This is a genomic window from Bradyrhizobium sp. NAS96.2 (genome assembly GCF_001908235.1).
Lineage (GTDB): Bacteria > Pseudomonadota > Alphaproteobacteria > Rhizobiales > Xanthobacteraceae > Bradyrhizobium.
In genome coordinates this window covers 1-13,163 of record NZ_LGHK01000069.1, presented here as the reverse complement: position 1 = coordinate 13,163, position 13,163 = coordinate 1, and the positions used below count along the sequence as shown (strand labels likewise).

At 65.4% G+C, this 13,163-nt stretch carries 14 protein-coding genes; 8 read left to right on the top strand and 6 right to left on the bottom strand.

Annotated elements, in window-relative coordinates; translation table 11 throughout:
• Positions 1–13: 13 nt before the first annotated feature.
• From AC628_RS16025 to AC628_RS16010, 4 genes are read left to right on the top strand one after another with little or no spacing between them, the layout of a single operon-like run.
• A complete protein-coding gene (locus AC628_RS16025) occupies positions 14–820 on the top strand; it encodes a biotin--[acetyl-CoA-carboxylase] ligase (RefSeq protein WP_074127748.1) in 807 nt (268 codons plus the stop codon).
• A complete protein-coding gene (locus AC628_RS16020) occupies positions 820–2,490 on the top strand; it encodes a ribonuclease J (RefSeq protein WP_074127747.1) in 1,671 nt (556 codons plus the stop codon). Before AC628_RS16025 ends, AC628_RS16020 begins: the two co-directional genes overlap by 1 nt.
• A 43-nt stretch (positions 2,491–2,533) precedes the next feature.
• Complete coding sequence (gene mce, locus AC628_RS16015) at positions 2,534–2,938, top strand: methylmalonyl-CoA epimerase (protein ID WP_016841811.1); 405 nt, start codon at positions 2,534–2,536, stop codon at positions 2,936–2,938.
• A gap of 6 nt (positions 2,939–2,944) precedes the next feature.
• Entirely contained in the window at positions 2,945–3,229 is a 285-nt protein-coding gene (locus tag AC628_RS16010) for a DUF1467 family protein (protein ID WP_074127746.1), read from the top strand.
• 56 nt (positions 3,230–3,285) lie between these two features.
• Here AC628_RS16010 and AC628_RS16005 read toward each other — a convergent pair whose 3' ends face one another.
• Together AC628_RS16005 and AC628_RS45330 are read right to left on the bottom strand one after the other, a co-directional pair.
• On the bottom strand, positions 3,286–4,581 hold the full coding sequence (locus AC628_RS16005) for a hypothetical protein (protein ID WP_074127745.1): 1,296 nt from the start codon (positions 4,579–4,581) through the stop codon (positions 3,286–3,288).
• Positions 4,582–4,661: 80 nt separating this feature from the next.
• Positions 4,662–4,901 carry a PilZ domain-containing protein gene (locus tag AC628_RS45330; protein ID WP_074127764.1) on the bottom strand — a complete coding sequence of 80 codons (240 nt, stop codon included), beginning with the start codon at positions 4,899–4,901 and terminating at the stop codon, positions 4,662–4,664.
• Between the two features lie 746 nt (positions 4,902–5,647).
• Between AC628_RS45330 and mtnK the strand changes: the two genes are divergently transcribed.
• Together mtnK and AC628_RS45815 are read left to right on the top strand one after the other, a co-directional pair.
• Positions 5,648–6,955, top strand: coding sequence for an S-methyl-5-thioribose kinase (gene mtnK, locus AC628_RS15995; protein ID WP_074127744.1), 1,308 nt, complete (start codon positions 5,648–5,650; stop codon positions 6,953–6,955).
• A gap of 72 nt (positions 6,956–7,027) precedes the next feature.
• Positions 7,028–7,162: a hypothetical protein gene (locus tag AC628_RS45815; protein ID WP_279706289.1), complete on the top strand. Its 135-nt coding sequence runs from the start codon at positions 7,028–7,030 to the stop codon at positions 7,160–7,162.
• A gap of 562 nt (positions 7,163–7,724) precedes the next feature.
• Here AC628_RS45815 and AC628_RS15985 read toward each other — a convergent pair.
• The 4 genes from AC628_RS15985 to AC628_RS15970 form a co-directional block, all read right to left on the bottom strand.
• Positions 7,725–8,759: an ABC transporter permease gene (locus tag AC628_RS15985; protein WP_074127762.1), complete on the bottom strand. Its 1,035-nt coding sequence runs from the start codon at positions 8,757–8,759 to the stop codon at positions 7,725–7,727.
• A gap of 12 nt (positions 8,760–8,771) precedes the next feature.
• Positions 8,772–10,274 (bottom strand): sugar ABC transporter ATP-binding protein, encoded by a 1,503-nt coding sequence (locus AC628_RS15980; RefSeq protein ID WP_074127743.1) that lies wholly within the window; start codon positions 10,272–10,274, stop codon positions 8,772–8,774.
• Positions 10,275–10,514: 240 nt separating this feature from the next.
• Entirely contained in the window at positions 10,515–11,552 is a 1,038-nt protein-coding gene (locus AC628_RS15975) for a sugar ABC transporter substrate-binding protein (RefSeq protein ID WP_074127742.1), read from the bottom strand.
• 86 nt (positions 11,553–11,638) lie between these two features.
• Complete coding sequence (locus tag AC628_RS15970; protein ID WP_074127741.1) at positions 11,639–12,064, bottom strand: globin; 426 nt, start codon at positions 12,062–12,064, stop codon at positions 11,639–11,641.
• A 296-nt stretch (positions 12,065–12,360) separates the two neighbouring features.
• Between AC628_RS15970 and AC628_RS15965 the strand changes: the two genes are divergently transcribed.
• Both AC628_RS15965 and AC628_RS44790 read left to right on the top strand, forming a co-directional pair.
• Positions 12,361–12,894, top strand: coding sequence for a DUF2946 domain-containing protein (locus AC628_RS15965; RefSeq protein ID WP_245321192.1), 534 nt, complete (start codon positions 12,361–12,363; stop codon positions 12,892–12,894).
• 84 nt (positions 12,895–12,978) lie between these two features.
• Positions 12,979–13,163, top strand: a 185-nt coding sequence (locus tag AC628_RS44790) for a hypothetical protein (RefSeq protein WP_210190215.1), incomplete at its 3' end; no start/stop codon positions are given.

Sequence of the window (13,163 nt, the reverse complement as noted above, 5' to 3'; positions counted from 1 at the left end):
GCATAGATTCGATATGACCTTCACGCTCGGACCCCGGGCCATCGCGGCGGGCACCAAGCTCGCCGGCTTCGATCAGATCGGCTCGACCAACGCCGAGGCGATGCTGCGTGCCCGCGACGGCGAGCAGGGGCCGATGTGGTTCGTGACACCGGAGCAGACCGCAGGCCGCGGCCGGCGCCAGCGAGTCTGGGTCGCGCCGCGCGGCAATCTCGCCAGCAGCATCCTCGAAGTGACCGATGTTCAGCCGGCGGTCGCGGCAACGCTCGGCTTTGCCGCCGGGCTGTCGCTCGAAGCCGCGCTGCAGAAGGTCGGCATCGAGGCGGCGCTGCGGCTTGGGCCCGATAGCCCGAAGTTCACCCTGAAATGGCCGAACGACGTGCTGGCCAACGGCAAGAAGCTGTCGGGCATCCTGCTCGAGGCCGAGGCCATCGGCAGCCGGCTGGCGGTCGTCGTCGGCATCGGCACAAATGTCATCGCTGCGCCCGAGGGAACGCCGACACCGGCGGTCTCGCTCGCCGCGCTCGGTATCCAGATCGGCGCGGAAGAGCTGTTCACCGCGTTGTCCGACGCCTGGGTTGAGTTTCGCGGCATCTGGGACGATGGCCGCGGCTTTCCTGAGATCCGCAGGCTGTGGCTGGAGCGTGCTGCCGGGCTCGGCGAGAAGGTCGCGGTCCAGACCGGCTCGGCGACCCTCGAAGGCATCTTTGATACGATCGACGATACCGGCTGCCTGATCGTCCGCACTGCCGATGGACAGCGCATGCCCGTGACGGCCGGCGAGGTCTATTTCGGCACCGCAGCCTCGGTGAGGGCGAACTGATGGCGCGACCCGACGAGCTCACCTTTGCACCGCTCGGCGGCGTCGGCGAGATCGGCATGAATTTGTCGATCTACGGCCTCGGCAACCGCCACCAGCGCTCGTTCCTCGCGGTCGATCTCGGCGTCTCCTTCGGCGACGAGGAGCATCTGCCGGGTATCGACCTGATCATGCCTGATGTCCGCTTCCTGGAGAAGGAGCGCAACAACCTGATGGGCCTCGTGCTGACGCACGCCCATGAGGACCATTTCGGCGCGATCATCGACCTCTGGCCGAAGCTCGGCTGCAAGATCTACGCGACGCAGTTCTCTGCGGCGCTGTTCGAGGCCAAATGCGCCGCCGAGCGCAATCCGCCAAAAATCCCGGTCACCGTGATCCCGTCGGGCGGCCGGGTCGATATCGGGCCGTTCAATGTCGAGTTCATCCCGGTCGCGCATTCGATTCCGGAATCGCACGCGCTGGCGATCAAGACCGATATCGGCACCGTGCTGCACACTGGCGACTGGAAGATCGACCCGACCCCGATCATCGGCCAGCCGACCGACGAGCGACGGCTGCGCGAGCTCGGCGACGAAGGCGTGCTGGCGCTGGTCGGCGATTCCACCAATGCGGTACGCGACGGGCGCTCGCCCTCCGAGACCGAGGTCGCCGCCACGATCAAGAAGCTGGTCAAGGCGGCCAAGGGCCGGGTCGCGGTCACCACCTTCGCCTCCAACGTCGCCCGGGTGAGGGCGGTGGCGGATGCTGCGAACGCCGCCGATCGCGAGGTGGTGGTGGTCGGCCGCGCCATGGAGCGCGTGGTGCAGGTCGCGCGCGAATGCGGCTATCTCGACGGTTCGCACAAATTCCGCAGCGCCGATTATTACGGACATTTTCCGCCTGACAAGGTGCTGGCGCTGTGCACCGGCAGCCAGGGCGAACCCCGCGCCGCGCTGGCCCGGATCGCCAACAACGACCACCCGCAGGTGACCCTGAACAAGGGCGACACCGTGATCTTCTCCTCCCGCACCATTCCCGGCAACGAGAAGGCGGTCGGCGGCATCATCAACGGGCTGGTGACGCAGGGCGTCGAGATCATCACCGATCGCGAGCATCTGGTGCACGTCTCCGGCCATCCGCGCCGCGACGAGCTGCGCGACATGATCTCCTGGGTGCGGCCGCAGCTCCTGATCCCGGTGCATGGCGAGGCGCTGCATCTTGCCGAGCACGCCAAGCTGGCGCGCGCCGCCGGCGTCCCCAAGGTCCAGACCTGCCGCAATGGCGACCTGGTCAAGCTCGGGCCCGGCGAGCCCGGCATCATCGGCGAAGTGCCGGCGGGCCGGCTCTACAAGGACGGCACCATCCTCGAGGATTCCAAGTCGCGCGCCGTGGTGGAGCGGCGGCGGATGGGTTTTGCCGGCTGCGCTTTCGTCGCCATCGCGATGACCCAGCAGGGCGAAATAGCCGACGATCCCGAGGTTGATCTCGTCGGCATGCCGGAGAACAATGCCGCTGGCGAACTGCTCGACGACATCGTGTTCGACGTGGTGGTCTCGACGATCGAGGGCTTGCCGAAGCCGCGGCGGCGCGATCCGGACGCGCTCGGCGAATCGGTGCGCCGGGCGGTGCGGGCCGCATTGAACGAGCAATGGGGCAAGAAGCCGATCTGCGTCGTGCACGTACTGACGGTTTGACGCGCGGTTTCGAAACGCGCGCAACGACACAAGGGAGAAAGAGATGCTGGGCCGGCTCAATCACGTCGCCATCGCGGTCAAGGACGCCAAGCAGGCCGCCAAGATCTACGGCACCGCCTTCAATGCCGAGATTTCCGACGCGGTGCCGCTGCCGGAGCATGGCGTCATCACCGTGTTCGTGACACTGCCGAACACCAAGATCGAGTTCATCGAGCCGCTCGGCGAGGCCTCGCCGATCGCAAAATTCGTCGAGCGCAACGCCGACGGCGGCATCCACCATGTCTGCTACGATGTGCCCGACATCATCGCGGCCCGTGACCGCATGATCGCCGAGGGCGCCCGGGTGCTGGGCGACGGCCAGCCGAAGATCGGCGCGCACGGCAAGCCGGTGCTGTTCTTCCACCCCAAGGACTTTTCCGGCGCCTTGGTCGAGATCGAACAGGCCTGAGGCCATATGGCGTATCAAATCTCCACCGGGCTCGCGGTCTACTTCGTCCTTTGGTGGCTCGTGCTGTTCCTGACGCTGCCGTTCGGCGTGCGCAGCCAGCACGAGGACGGTGTCGGTGCGCCCGGCACCGACCCCGGCGCACCGATCCTGGCACGGATGGGCCGCAAGCTGTTGTGGACCACGGTGATCTCGGCCGTGATCTTCGCGATCGCGATGTGGGCGTATTATTCCGGCTATCTCTCGATCGAGCGGCTGTCGAAGCTGATGGGGATGCCGGAATTTCATAACTGAGGCAGCCAGGTCGCCCGCATGAGCCGGCGTGTCGTGCTGACAGGTGAGCGCCGAACTCAGGTTTGCTCAGGCCGGAACCACTCGGGTGAGGGGCCGGAGATCGCCTCGATGTCAGGCACGAAGCTGCGATCAAGCGCTGCGACGAGCGTTGCGAGATTGCCAGTTATTTGCCGCCATCGCTCGGCGTCGCCGATCGGGAATTGGCTCGGCAACTCGACCCCTCTCACGTCGCCGCGGACCGCGCGGCGTGAGGCATGAAGCGGCAGCGTCGCCTTGAAGGCATGCCCGTTCACCATTCCGATCACCTGCATGAAGGCGGTGACCGAACTGCCCCAGCTGCCGACATCGACCTGGAGCCTGACGGTGAGATTGCGCGGCGTGCGCCGCTGCAGCCGGAACGATCCGCTGTCGCCGCGGCAATCGTAGCCGAGCGGCGCAAAGGCGCGCACCAGATCGGGCTTCTTGGGGCCGGCGCTCGGGCTCTCGCCGGAGGCCGTCGCAGTCACGTTCTCGACCTGATGGGGCAGATCGTGTGGAAGGGTCTCGAGCAGCTCGGTCATCCCCGCCCGATGCTTACGCACGACCGTGCGGATGGCGTCATCCACCGGCTGAGGCAAGTCGCCGGGATGCGGGGCGGCAGCCGGCTCCGCAGCGGCGGGCGCCGCGACCATCGGGACCTGCACCGTCTTTCGCACTTTGCCGCAGGCCGCAAGCAGGGCTGCGACATCGGCCGGCGGCTCCAGCAATTTCTTCGCCTGCGGATCGGCTTCGACGATGCGCAGCGCGGCGAGCGACCGCTGCCGCCCGTTCACCCACCACTTGTCGTGCACGCTGATGCCGGGCGACGTCGGGTGTCCGGCGCCGATGTCGACGCCGGCGCGCATCAGGCCGCGAAGAGTCTGCAGGTCCGGTGTCGCGGGCAGCTGTGGGCCATCCGAGAAAGCGGGCACCGAGAAATGCATGTCGATGGCATGGCATGGAAATGACTTCGGGACGCCCGCTGCGATCTCCCTGAGGATCGCGAAGTCGACCGCCTCGATGGTGCCGGTCTCGGTCACGTTCGACATCGCGCGGACTTCAGCCCTGCCGGGACCAACCGAGCCGGTCGTGCGCGCGAAGCGCTCCAATTCGGGCCAACGCTTGAGCACCCTGGCGATGCTTGAAACGCGCTTCGTCCCCGCAACGGTTTGCACGGCGGCGATCTCGGCGCTGAGCGGGGGATCGGACAGTCTGAACCGTACCGTCGGCTCACCCAAACCGGCTGCAAGGAAGCCGGCGTGCACGCGCTCGACCATGTCGACAAGCGGATCCTTGCGACTGGCGGCGAAGATCGAGAACACGGCGACGAACATGGGGCGAACCTGCGGGCCGAGTTGCGAAGTAGCCTACATGAGCGAGGCGGCATGCGGGAACAGTTTCCCCGGCCTGAGGACTACGTGAACCTGACCCCGATGCGGCGCTCCCTGCGCCAGGCGACACGGCATGGACGTGTGGTGTGATCTCCGGGAAGCACCAGATTGAAGGTCTCGGGGATGCCGACCGGGCTGGTGACTTCGAGCGCGGCGCCGGTCTCCGAGATGTTTCGGATCACGCAGTCGATGGCGCCGCCGTTGAATTCGATGGTGCCGGGCTTGAGCACGCGATGCCGGAGCGCTCCCCGGCTGTTTTGCAGGACCTGAACCACGTCGGATTTGGCTACTTCAGCCTGTCCGGCAGCCAGCTTCTGCAGTCCCTCCGCATGGCGTGTCGCGACGGCGATCTGCTCGTCGGTCAGGGTCGGCCTGAGCCGCGCCCAGGCAAGCTTGAAGCGGACCTGACCGTCCTTGAAATCGATCGCAGGACCTCTGTCGCCGTTTGTCGGCGGCCGGCCATAGACGTTGCAGCCCCACCACCATTGCCGGCTGTCCTGCTGCCGCATGATCCTCCCGACCGGGAGGTCGCGCCAGATCACTTCATAGTCGTCGTCCTGCTGTACGCCGTCGACCATGGTGTGGCGCAACGAAATGGTCTCGGTGTCGTCGGTCATCGTCCGATCGTCTCGCTTCCGGTTGATCCGGCGACGCCTGTGCTGCGGATCAACAGGTCTCCATACCCGCAAGTTACATCCAGCTCAATCGCACGCAAAATCCCCGTCATGCTACGGACAATCCCGTGACCGCGCTGCGGGAGAATTTGGAATGAAATTTCAGAGATTCGCGGCTGTTTGGTTCGACAGGAACGGCGGCCGGCAGGCCGCAGTGATCGGTTTGAACTCGGACAAGCTCAACGGGAGCACCATCGTCGCAAGCTAGACGCTGGTCGCCGACACCGTTTACTGCGACTATGATCCGGCCAGGAGGAAGACCGACATCGGCTCGAATCTCCTGGAACGGGAGCGAGGATCAACCTCGCCCGGAGGCAATCGAAGGAGGGGCCACCATGAACCTGCAGGCGCAACCAGGCACCGCCGGGGCCAGTCAGTATCGAATCCTGCGGGAAGCCGATCTGCGGGACTATCTCGCTGGGCTTCCGGCGATCGTGACCCAGCTCGGCGGCGCGCCGGCCGACTGGTCGATCAGCGAGGTCGGTGACGGCAATCTCAACCTCGTCTTCATCGTCAAGGGCAGGAGCGGGGGCCTCGCCGTCAAGCAGGCGCTGCCCTATGTGCGGCTGGTCGGCGAGAGCTGGCCGCTTCCGCTGTCGCGGGCGCACTATGAACATCTGGCGCTGGTGCATCAGGCGCGGCTGGCGCCAAAGCTCGTGCCGGCGGTGCTGCATCACCATGCGCCGCTTGCGCTCACCGCGATGGAGCTGCTCGAGCCGCACATCATCATGCGCAAGGGGCTGATCGGCGCGACGCGCTATCCGCGCTTTGTCGAGGATATCTCGACCTTCCTGGCGCAGACGCTGTTCTTCTCGTCGGACCTTGCGCTGTCGGCCGCGGAGAAGAAGGAGGGGATTGCGGCGTTTGCCGGCAACCATGCGCTCTGCAAGATCACCGAGGACCTGATCTTCACCGATCCGTACCGGATCGCCGAGCAGAATCGCTGGACCGCGCCGTATCTCGACGCGACCGCGGCGGCGTTCCGCGAGGACCTCGACCTGCATGTCGCGATCTCCAGGCTCAAGCTGAAGTTCATGGCGAGTCCGGAGGCGCTGCTGCACGGCGACCTGCACACCGGCTCGATCATGGTCACCGAAAGCGAGACGAAGGTGATCGATCCCGAATTCGCCTTCTACGGCCCGATGGGGTTCGATATCGGCGCCGTGATTGGCAATCTCCTGATGGCCTACCTGGCCTCGGCCGGCCATGAACGGACGCCCGGCGAGCGGGCGTCGTTCGAGGCATGGCTGCTGGAGACCATCGAGGGCGTCTGGACCGACCTCTCGCAAAAGTTTCTCGCGCTGTGGCGCAGCGAGGCGAAAGGCGACGGCTATCCGGTGTCGCTGTTCGCGGGTGAAGCTGGCGCCGCGCGGCTGGAGGCGGAACGGCAGGCCTACATGGCGCGGCTGTTCCAGGACACGGTCGGCTTTGCCGCGGCCAAGACCATCCGGCGCATTCTCGGCCTCGCGCACAACATCGATTTCGAATGGATCGCGGACGAGAAGCAGCGCGCGATCTGCGAGGCACGCAGCCTCAAGCTCGCGCGCAACATGATGCTGGAGGCGCCGTCCTACACAACGATCGCCGCGGTCACTTACGCCGCGCGCGAGTTGCGCCATTGGCAGCCGGATTTTGCCAGGTGAACGGGAGCTGCCGATAGTCGTGCAAGCCGCAGCGGCACGGACTAGCTTTCGGCCGGACGCACGAAACAGAGAATGCCGGCCTCAGGCGTGAAACAGACCACGGCGCGGTTCGTCGGGTTGTCGGTTCTGTTGATGATCCTGTTCGGTGGGACCCGCAGCCAGAACGGCGACGACAGCTTCCAGCGACTATCGATCAATACCTCGTAGCCGTCCCGGTCCTGCCGGAACTCGACCGTTCGGCAATCCGCAATCGAGCAACACGACGCACCGGTGCCCGGTTGCTTCAGGCTCTCAAACCATGGGGCAAGCGCGGGATTAGGGTTATCGGGCGGTGCTGCTATCGCCGCCTGGCTGAGAGCAACACCGACTGCAACGGCGATCGTCCTGCCGAACCTCCCGCATATCTCTCGATGTGCCGTAGACGCTGACAAAGGCGTAACCCTCCGCTGCCCGTCAGAGATTAGCGCCGGCTCGGCCGGGCCTGCTCGGAAATTTTTGACGCAATTGCTGCAGGGCGTCCCTCAGCTGTCATCGCCCGGCTCGATGTGCGGACCGGGCGATCCAGTACGCCGCGGCCTCTCGGTTCAAGCACTACTGTCTCTGGAATACTGGATCACCCGCCTTCGCGGGTGATGACACTGAACAAGCCGTTTGACAGTTGAATCAGACCTCACCTCGTCATTGCGAGCGCAGCGAAGCAATCCATTTCGCTATGCGCGGGGAGATGGATTGCTTCGTCGCTTCGCTCCTGGCAATGACGCCTGCGCCGTCAATCCGCCGCCTGCTCCCGCAGCCGCTGCGCATACACATTGATGATCAGCGCCGCGAGCAGGATCAGGCCGCGGATCAGGATCTTCAGGAAGCTGTCGATATTGACGTGGTCGAGGCCGTTGTTGAGCACGCCGAGCACGAACAGGCCGACGATGGTGTTGCCGATGCCGCCGCGGCCGCCGAACAGGCTGGTGCCGCCGACCACCACGGCCGCGATCGAATCCAGCAGATAGGTGTCGAATTCGTTCTGCTGCGCGCTGCCGAAATGCGCGACGCCGAGCATGCCGCCGATCCCCGAGCAGACCGCCGAGATCACCATCACGCTGCCGAGGATGAGCTTGACGTTGAGGCCGGCGAATTCCGCGGCCTCGCGGTTGCCGCCCACCATGTAGACGTAGCGGCCGAAGCGCGTGTAAGTCAGCACCAGATGGCCGCCGAGCAGCATCACCGCGGCGACGATCACGATCCAGGGGATGCCGCCGATCGAGCCCGAGCCGAGCGTCGTGATCAGGTCCGGCACCTTGTAGGCGATCTGGCCGCGCACCAGCAGCGCCGAGACGCCGGCTGCGATCTGCATCATGGCGAGCGTCATGATGAAGGAGGGGATGCCGATCATGGTCAGCCCCAGCGCGTTGACGAGGCCGAGCAGCGCGCACAGCGCCAGCGCCAGCAGGATCGCGACGATGCCCGGCATCGGGACGTTGGCGATGTTGACGTAGGATTCCTGCAGCGTGAAGTACGCCACCGCAATGCCGGTGACGTTGGCGATGCTGGCGATCGACAGATCGATCTCGGCGCACAGGATCACGAAGGTGAGGCCGACCGCGATGATGCCGGTGACCGACACCTGGGTCAGGATGTTGCCGACATTGTCGATGGTCGCAAACGACGGGCTCGCGATCGCGAAGAAGGCGCTGAGGAAGATCAGCGTCAGGAACGGCGCGATGTTGCGCATCTGCGAGCGCAGGAACGGCGCCAGCCCGCGCGGCCGCTTGTGATCCGCTGGCGCTGTCGCGCTATCGCTGCTTGCCATCATGTTTCTCCATCACGCGGCTTCCAGCAGCCGATCCTTGCTGACTGCCTCACCCGCGAATTCACGCACCACCGCGCCGCGCTTCAGCACCAGGATCCGGTCGGCCAGCGACAGCACGGTCTCCGGCTCGGTCGACAGCACGATGATCGCCAGTCCCTTGGCGCGGAGGTCCCGCACGATGTTGATCACGTCGTTCTTGGCGCCGACATCCATGCCGCGGGTCGGCTCGCACAGCACCAGCAGCCGCGGCGGGTAGGTCAGCCATTTCGCCAGCGCCACCTTCTGCTGGTTGCCGCCGGAGAGCATGCCGAGATCGAGGCCAACCACCGGCGGCCTGATCTGCAACTGCTCGACCTGGCGCTGGGCGATGGCGCGCTCGCGCACCGGCTTGAGCAGCAGCGCCGAGATCCGATCGAGGACGCTGATGGAGATGTTCTTGTAGACCGGCTCCTGGTGGAACAGCATCGCGCGCCGGCTCTCCGGCACCAGCGCAACGCCGGCCCGCCGGGCGGCTGCGGTGCTGCGAAATGTCCTCGCGGTGCCGTCGACCGCAAGCGTGCCGCCGTCGGGCCGCTGCTTGCCGAACAGGATGCGCGACAGCTCCAATTGCCCGCAGCCCATGAAGCCGTAGATGCCGAGCACTTCGCCGGCGCGGGCCTCGAACGAGACGTCTTGCAGGCTGCGGCGAAGCGAGAGCCGGTCCACCTTAAGGACAGCGGCGCCGGCGCCCGATTGCGGGAGCATCAGGTCGTCGGTGTAGCTGTGCTCCAGCGCCTCGCCGCCGCGGCCGATCATGGCCTCGATCAGCGCGCCCTTGGTGGTGTCGGCGGAGGCGGTCTCGGCGATCTTGCGGCCGTTGCGGAACACGGTCACGACGTCGGAGACCCGCAGGATGTCCTCGATGAAATGCGAGATGAAGACGATGCTGGTGCCTTCGTTGCGAAGCTTGTGCAAGGTCGCGAACAGGCGTTCGACCTCGGGTGGGGAGAGCGCGGAGGTCGGCTCGTCCAGGATGATGATGCGCGCGCCCGAGAACAGCACGCGGGCGATCTCGATCAGCTGCTGCAGGCCGATCGGCAGGTCGCCGAGCCGCGTCATCGGATCGACGTCGATGCCAAACCGGGATAGCTGCTCGCCGGCCTCGCGCGCCATTCGCCGCCATTGCACGAAGCCGAGGCGGTTGGTCGGCTGGTTGCCGAGGAAGACGTTCTCGGCGACGGTGAGATCCGGCGCGACGCTGAGCTCCTGATGCACCATGCCGATGCCGGCGGCATGCGCGTCGCGGGTGGAGCGGAAGCGGGTCTCCTTGCCGTCCAGCATGAAGCGGCCGGAGAATTCCGGGTGCACGCCGGCGATGATCTTCATCAGCGTGCTTTTCCCGGCGCCGTTCTCGCCGACGAGACCATGGATCTCGCCGGCGTGCAGCGCGAAGTCGACCCCACGAAGGGCTTCGACACCGCCGAAGGCCTTCGTGATCTGGTTCAACTCGAGGATCGGGGAGCGTCCCTGCGACATCAGGGCAATCGCATATGAAATTGGAGTGGCAACGGCATCGGCGGTCGGCTCCCTCTCCCGCTTGCGGGGGAGGGTTGGGGTGGGGGGCTCTCTCCGCGAGTTATATCGTGGAGAGAGCCCCCACCCGCCGCGCGCTGGGCGCGCGTCGGCGTCCCCCGCAAGCGGGAGAGGCGAAGGGAGCCCGCGGACGACGCCCGCAGACGCCATGTGCGATTGCCTTGTCTGCGACATGCGGGCCGCTCAGATCAGGAAGTGATCCTCCATCCATTGCATGCCGGCGGCATTGGCCTTGGTCACGACGGGACCGTCGGTCACGACGTTCTTCGGAATGCCCTGGCCGCTCTTCTCGCCGCCGACCACGGCGGCGACGCCCGCCACGATCGCGCCGCCATGGATGCGGCAGGACGGATTGCGGACGGTCGCGAACATGCGGCCCTCGCTGACCGCCTGGATCGCCGGCGGCATGGCGTCGACGCCACCGATCAGGATGTTGGTGCGGTTGTGCGCCTTCATGATGTTGGCGGCCGCGAGCGCCATGTCGTCATTGTGGAAGAACGCCGCGTCGATCTGCGAATATTTCGTCAGGTAGGTTTCCCAGAGCCGGGCAGTCTTGGAGACGTCCCAGTCGGCGGGCTGGGTATCCAGCACCTCGATGTTCGGGAACTGCTTGACGACCGAATTGAAGCCCTTGGCGCGGCCCTGCGCACCGGTGTGGCCGAGCGCGCCCTGGGTCATGATGACCTTGCCCTTGCCGCCGATCGCGTTGCACAGCGCCTGCGTCACTGAGGCGCCCATGAACTCGTTGTCGGGGGCGAGGAACGAATGGACGTTGATCTGGTCGAGCGGCGCAATCAGCGTGTCCATGTCAATCACGGGGGTGCCGGCGTCGATCATCTTTTGCACCGGCTGGGTCAGCGTGCCGATGCCGAACGCCTGGATGGCGACGAAGTCCCATTTTTGCGAGGCCATGTTGTCGATGGCGGCGCGTTGCTTGACGGCGTCGAGCTGGCCGTCGAACCAGGTGACCTCGACGTTGAACAACTTGCCCCAGAACTCGGCGGCCTGCTTGCCCTGTGCGCACCACGTCGCCTGCAGTCCCGCATTGGAGAATGCGGCCTTCAGCGGCTTTTCCGAACGTCCCATCTCGGCGGCCAGCGCTGACGTCGTCACGCCCATTCCGCCGAGCAGGCCGGCCGCAGCTCCACCTGCCGCCGCCATTTGCAGAAGGTCGCGCCGCGTCGTCGACGCCTTATCCATCCCCTTGTCGGTGCCTGGCATTGTTTGCTCCCTCTTCGTTTCTGACCGTCGGCGTCAGTTGCACGCGCCGCGGATAAAGGGAGTGTGTCACAATCGGAACGGTGACGCTACGCCCTCTCGTCCACGAGATGTGTCTGCTGCAGCACGATGGCCTCGATGTCGCGGAGCAGCTTGTGCCACGCAGCACCGATCTCTTGCGACCATTGCTCGCCGAGAATGTCGCGCAGGCAATCCGCAATCACCGCAAAGAAAGCGACGAACAGTTCGCGCGGCGTCCCGTAGGCGTCGTGCGAGAACACTTCCGATTCGATCAGGCGAAAATGCCCGCGGCGTTCGCCGGCGAAATCGAGGATGGCTTCGATGGTCAACGCCAGCATCGAGCCTTTCACCGGCTCGCTGCCTTCCGTGCGAAACATCGCCTGCGCCTCGGGATGCTCGCGAAACAAGCGCTGGTACACGTGCGGCGTCAGATCATCGCAAGCCGCAGCCGCGAGTTCGAAACTACGTTCGATTGGATTCGATGATGAGGTCATTGCTTGATGCGATCATCACATAAAAAAAGAGCAGGGCTCCAAGCCCTGCTCCAAAAATTGTGTCGACCCTATTTGCCCCAAAAATTCGATTTGATCTTGATTGATGGGGTGACGCTGCTTGTGCGCGTCGGGCTCCTCCCGAGACTTGGACCACCAGGACACACCTCGCGGCTGACCTGCGCCCGAATTGGTAGACTATCTTTCCAGCCTTGTCATCATTTTCGGCAACGATTGTTCAAATTTCGAGCAGTTTGCGAAATGATTGGGATGGCGCCACCGCCGGTTGTGACATTCGTGTGAAAACCCGTGACCGGGTAAGGAGATACGACCAATTGCGAGGCAGCCGCGGCGCCAACATCACACTCGGTAAATTCCGTCGGCTGGAAGAAGCCGGGCGTGTCCGCGATCTCGACTTTCGACGCCCTCGGTGGTTAGTTCCGTCCCGGATGGGTTTTGCGATGCGCCGGCGGCTGAAGAATTTTCTGCCTATAGTCCTGGTTGCCCTGCTGGTGCAGATTTTTGCACCGATCGGGGCCTGCTGGGCGGCGAGCCTTGCCGCGTCGGATCCGCTCGCAGCGGCGACCATCTGCCACGGCGATGCCGGCTCAGGTGGCGGGCAGGGTGGCCAGACCGGTCATGACGCCCATGACGGCTGCTGCTCGGCGTGCAGCGTGCTGCAGACCGGTGCGCCCGTTGATAACCCGCAAGTCGCAGCGCAGGTGGTCGCGCGCGTGCCAAGCCGGATCGTCTGGCTGGATTTCGCCGGCGAATTCGATCGTTCGCGGGCGCATCTTGCGGCGCAGGCCCGCGCGCCGCCGCTGTTTTCCTGACGAGATTGTCGCTGCCGGTGCGCGTGCCGCGCCGGCGAGTGCTCTTGAGCAAGCCGGCCAGAGAGCCGGTGTCAGGATTCATCCATGTTTCGGTTTCAACCGCGGGGCAGGGCAAGTGCGCTGATGCTCGGTGCGGCCCTTTCTACGATCAATTGTTGGGCGAAGGCCCAGACGACACTGCCCTCCGTCACGGTCGAGGCGCCCCAGACGGCGGCGCGAACCAAGCCGGTCGCGCAGAAGCCCCGCGTTCGCGCGGCATCCGTCCGGCG

Coding starts and splice junctions, on each gene's coding strand:
- AC628_RS16025 (WP_074127748.1), top strand. CDS start 14: ATGACCTTCACGCTCGGACCCCGGGCCATCGCGGCGGGCACCAAGCTC.
- AC628_RS16020 (WP_074127747.1), top strand. CDS start 820: ATGGCGCGACCCGACGAGCTCACCTTTGCACCGCTCGGCGGCGTCGGC.
- mce (WP_016841811.1), top strand. CDS start 2,534: ATGCTGGGCCGGCTCAATCACGTCGCCATCGCGGTCAAGGACGCCAAG.
- AC628_RS16010 (WP_074127746.1), top strand. CDS start 2,945: ATGGCGTATCAAATCTCCACCGGGCTCGCGGTCTACTTCGTCCTTTGG.
- AC628_RS16005 (WP_074127745.1), bottom strand. CDS start 4,581: ATGTTCGTCGCCGTGTTCTCGATCTTCGCCGCCAGTCGCAAGGATCCG.
- mtnK (WP_074127744.1), top strand. CDS start 5,648: ATGAACCTGCAGGCGCAACCAGGCACCGCCGGGGCCAGTCAGTATCGA.
- AC628_RS45815 (WP_279706289.1), top strand. CDS start 7,028: ATGCCGGCCTCAGGCGTGAAACAGACCACGGCGCGGTTCGTCGGGTTG.
- AC628_RS15985 (WP_074127762.1), bottom strand. CDS start 8,759: ATGGCAAGCAGCGATAGCGCGACAGCGCCAGCGGATCACAAGCGGCCG.
- AC628_RS15980 (WP_074127743.1), bottom strand. CDS start 10,274: ATGTCGCAGGGACGCTCCCCGATCCTCGAGTTGAACCAGATCACGAAG.
- AC628_RS15975 (WP_074127742.1), bottom strand. CDS start 11,552: ATGCCAGGCACCGACAAGGGGATGGATAAGGCGTCGACGACGCGGCGC.
- AC628_RS15970 (WP_074127741.1), bottom strand. CDS start 12,064: ATGACCTCATCATCGAATCCAATCGAACGTAGTTTCGAACTCGCGGCT.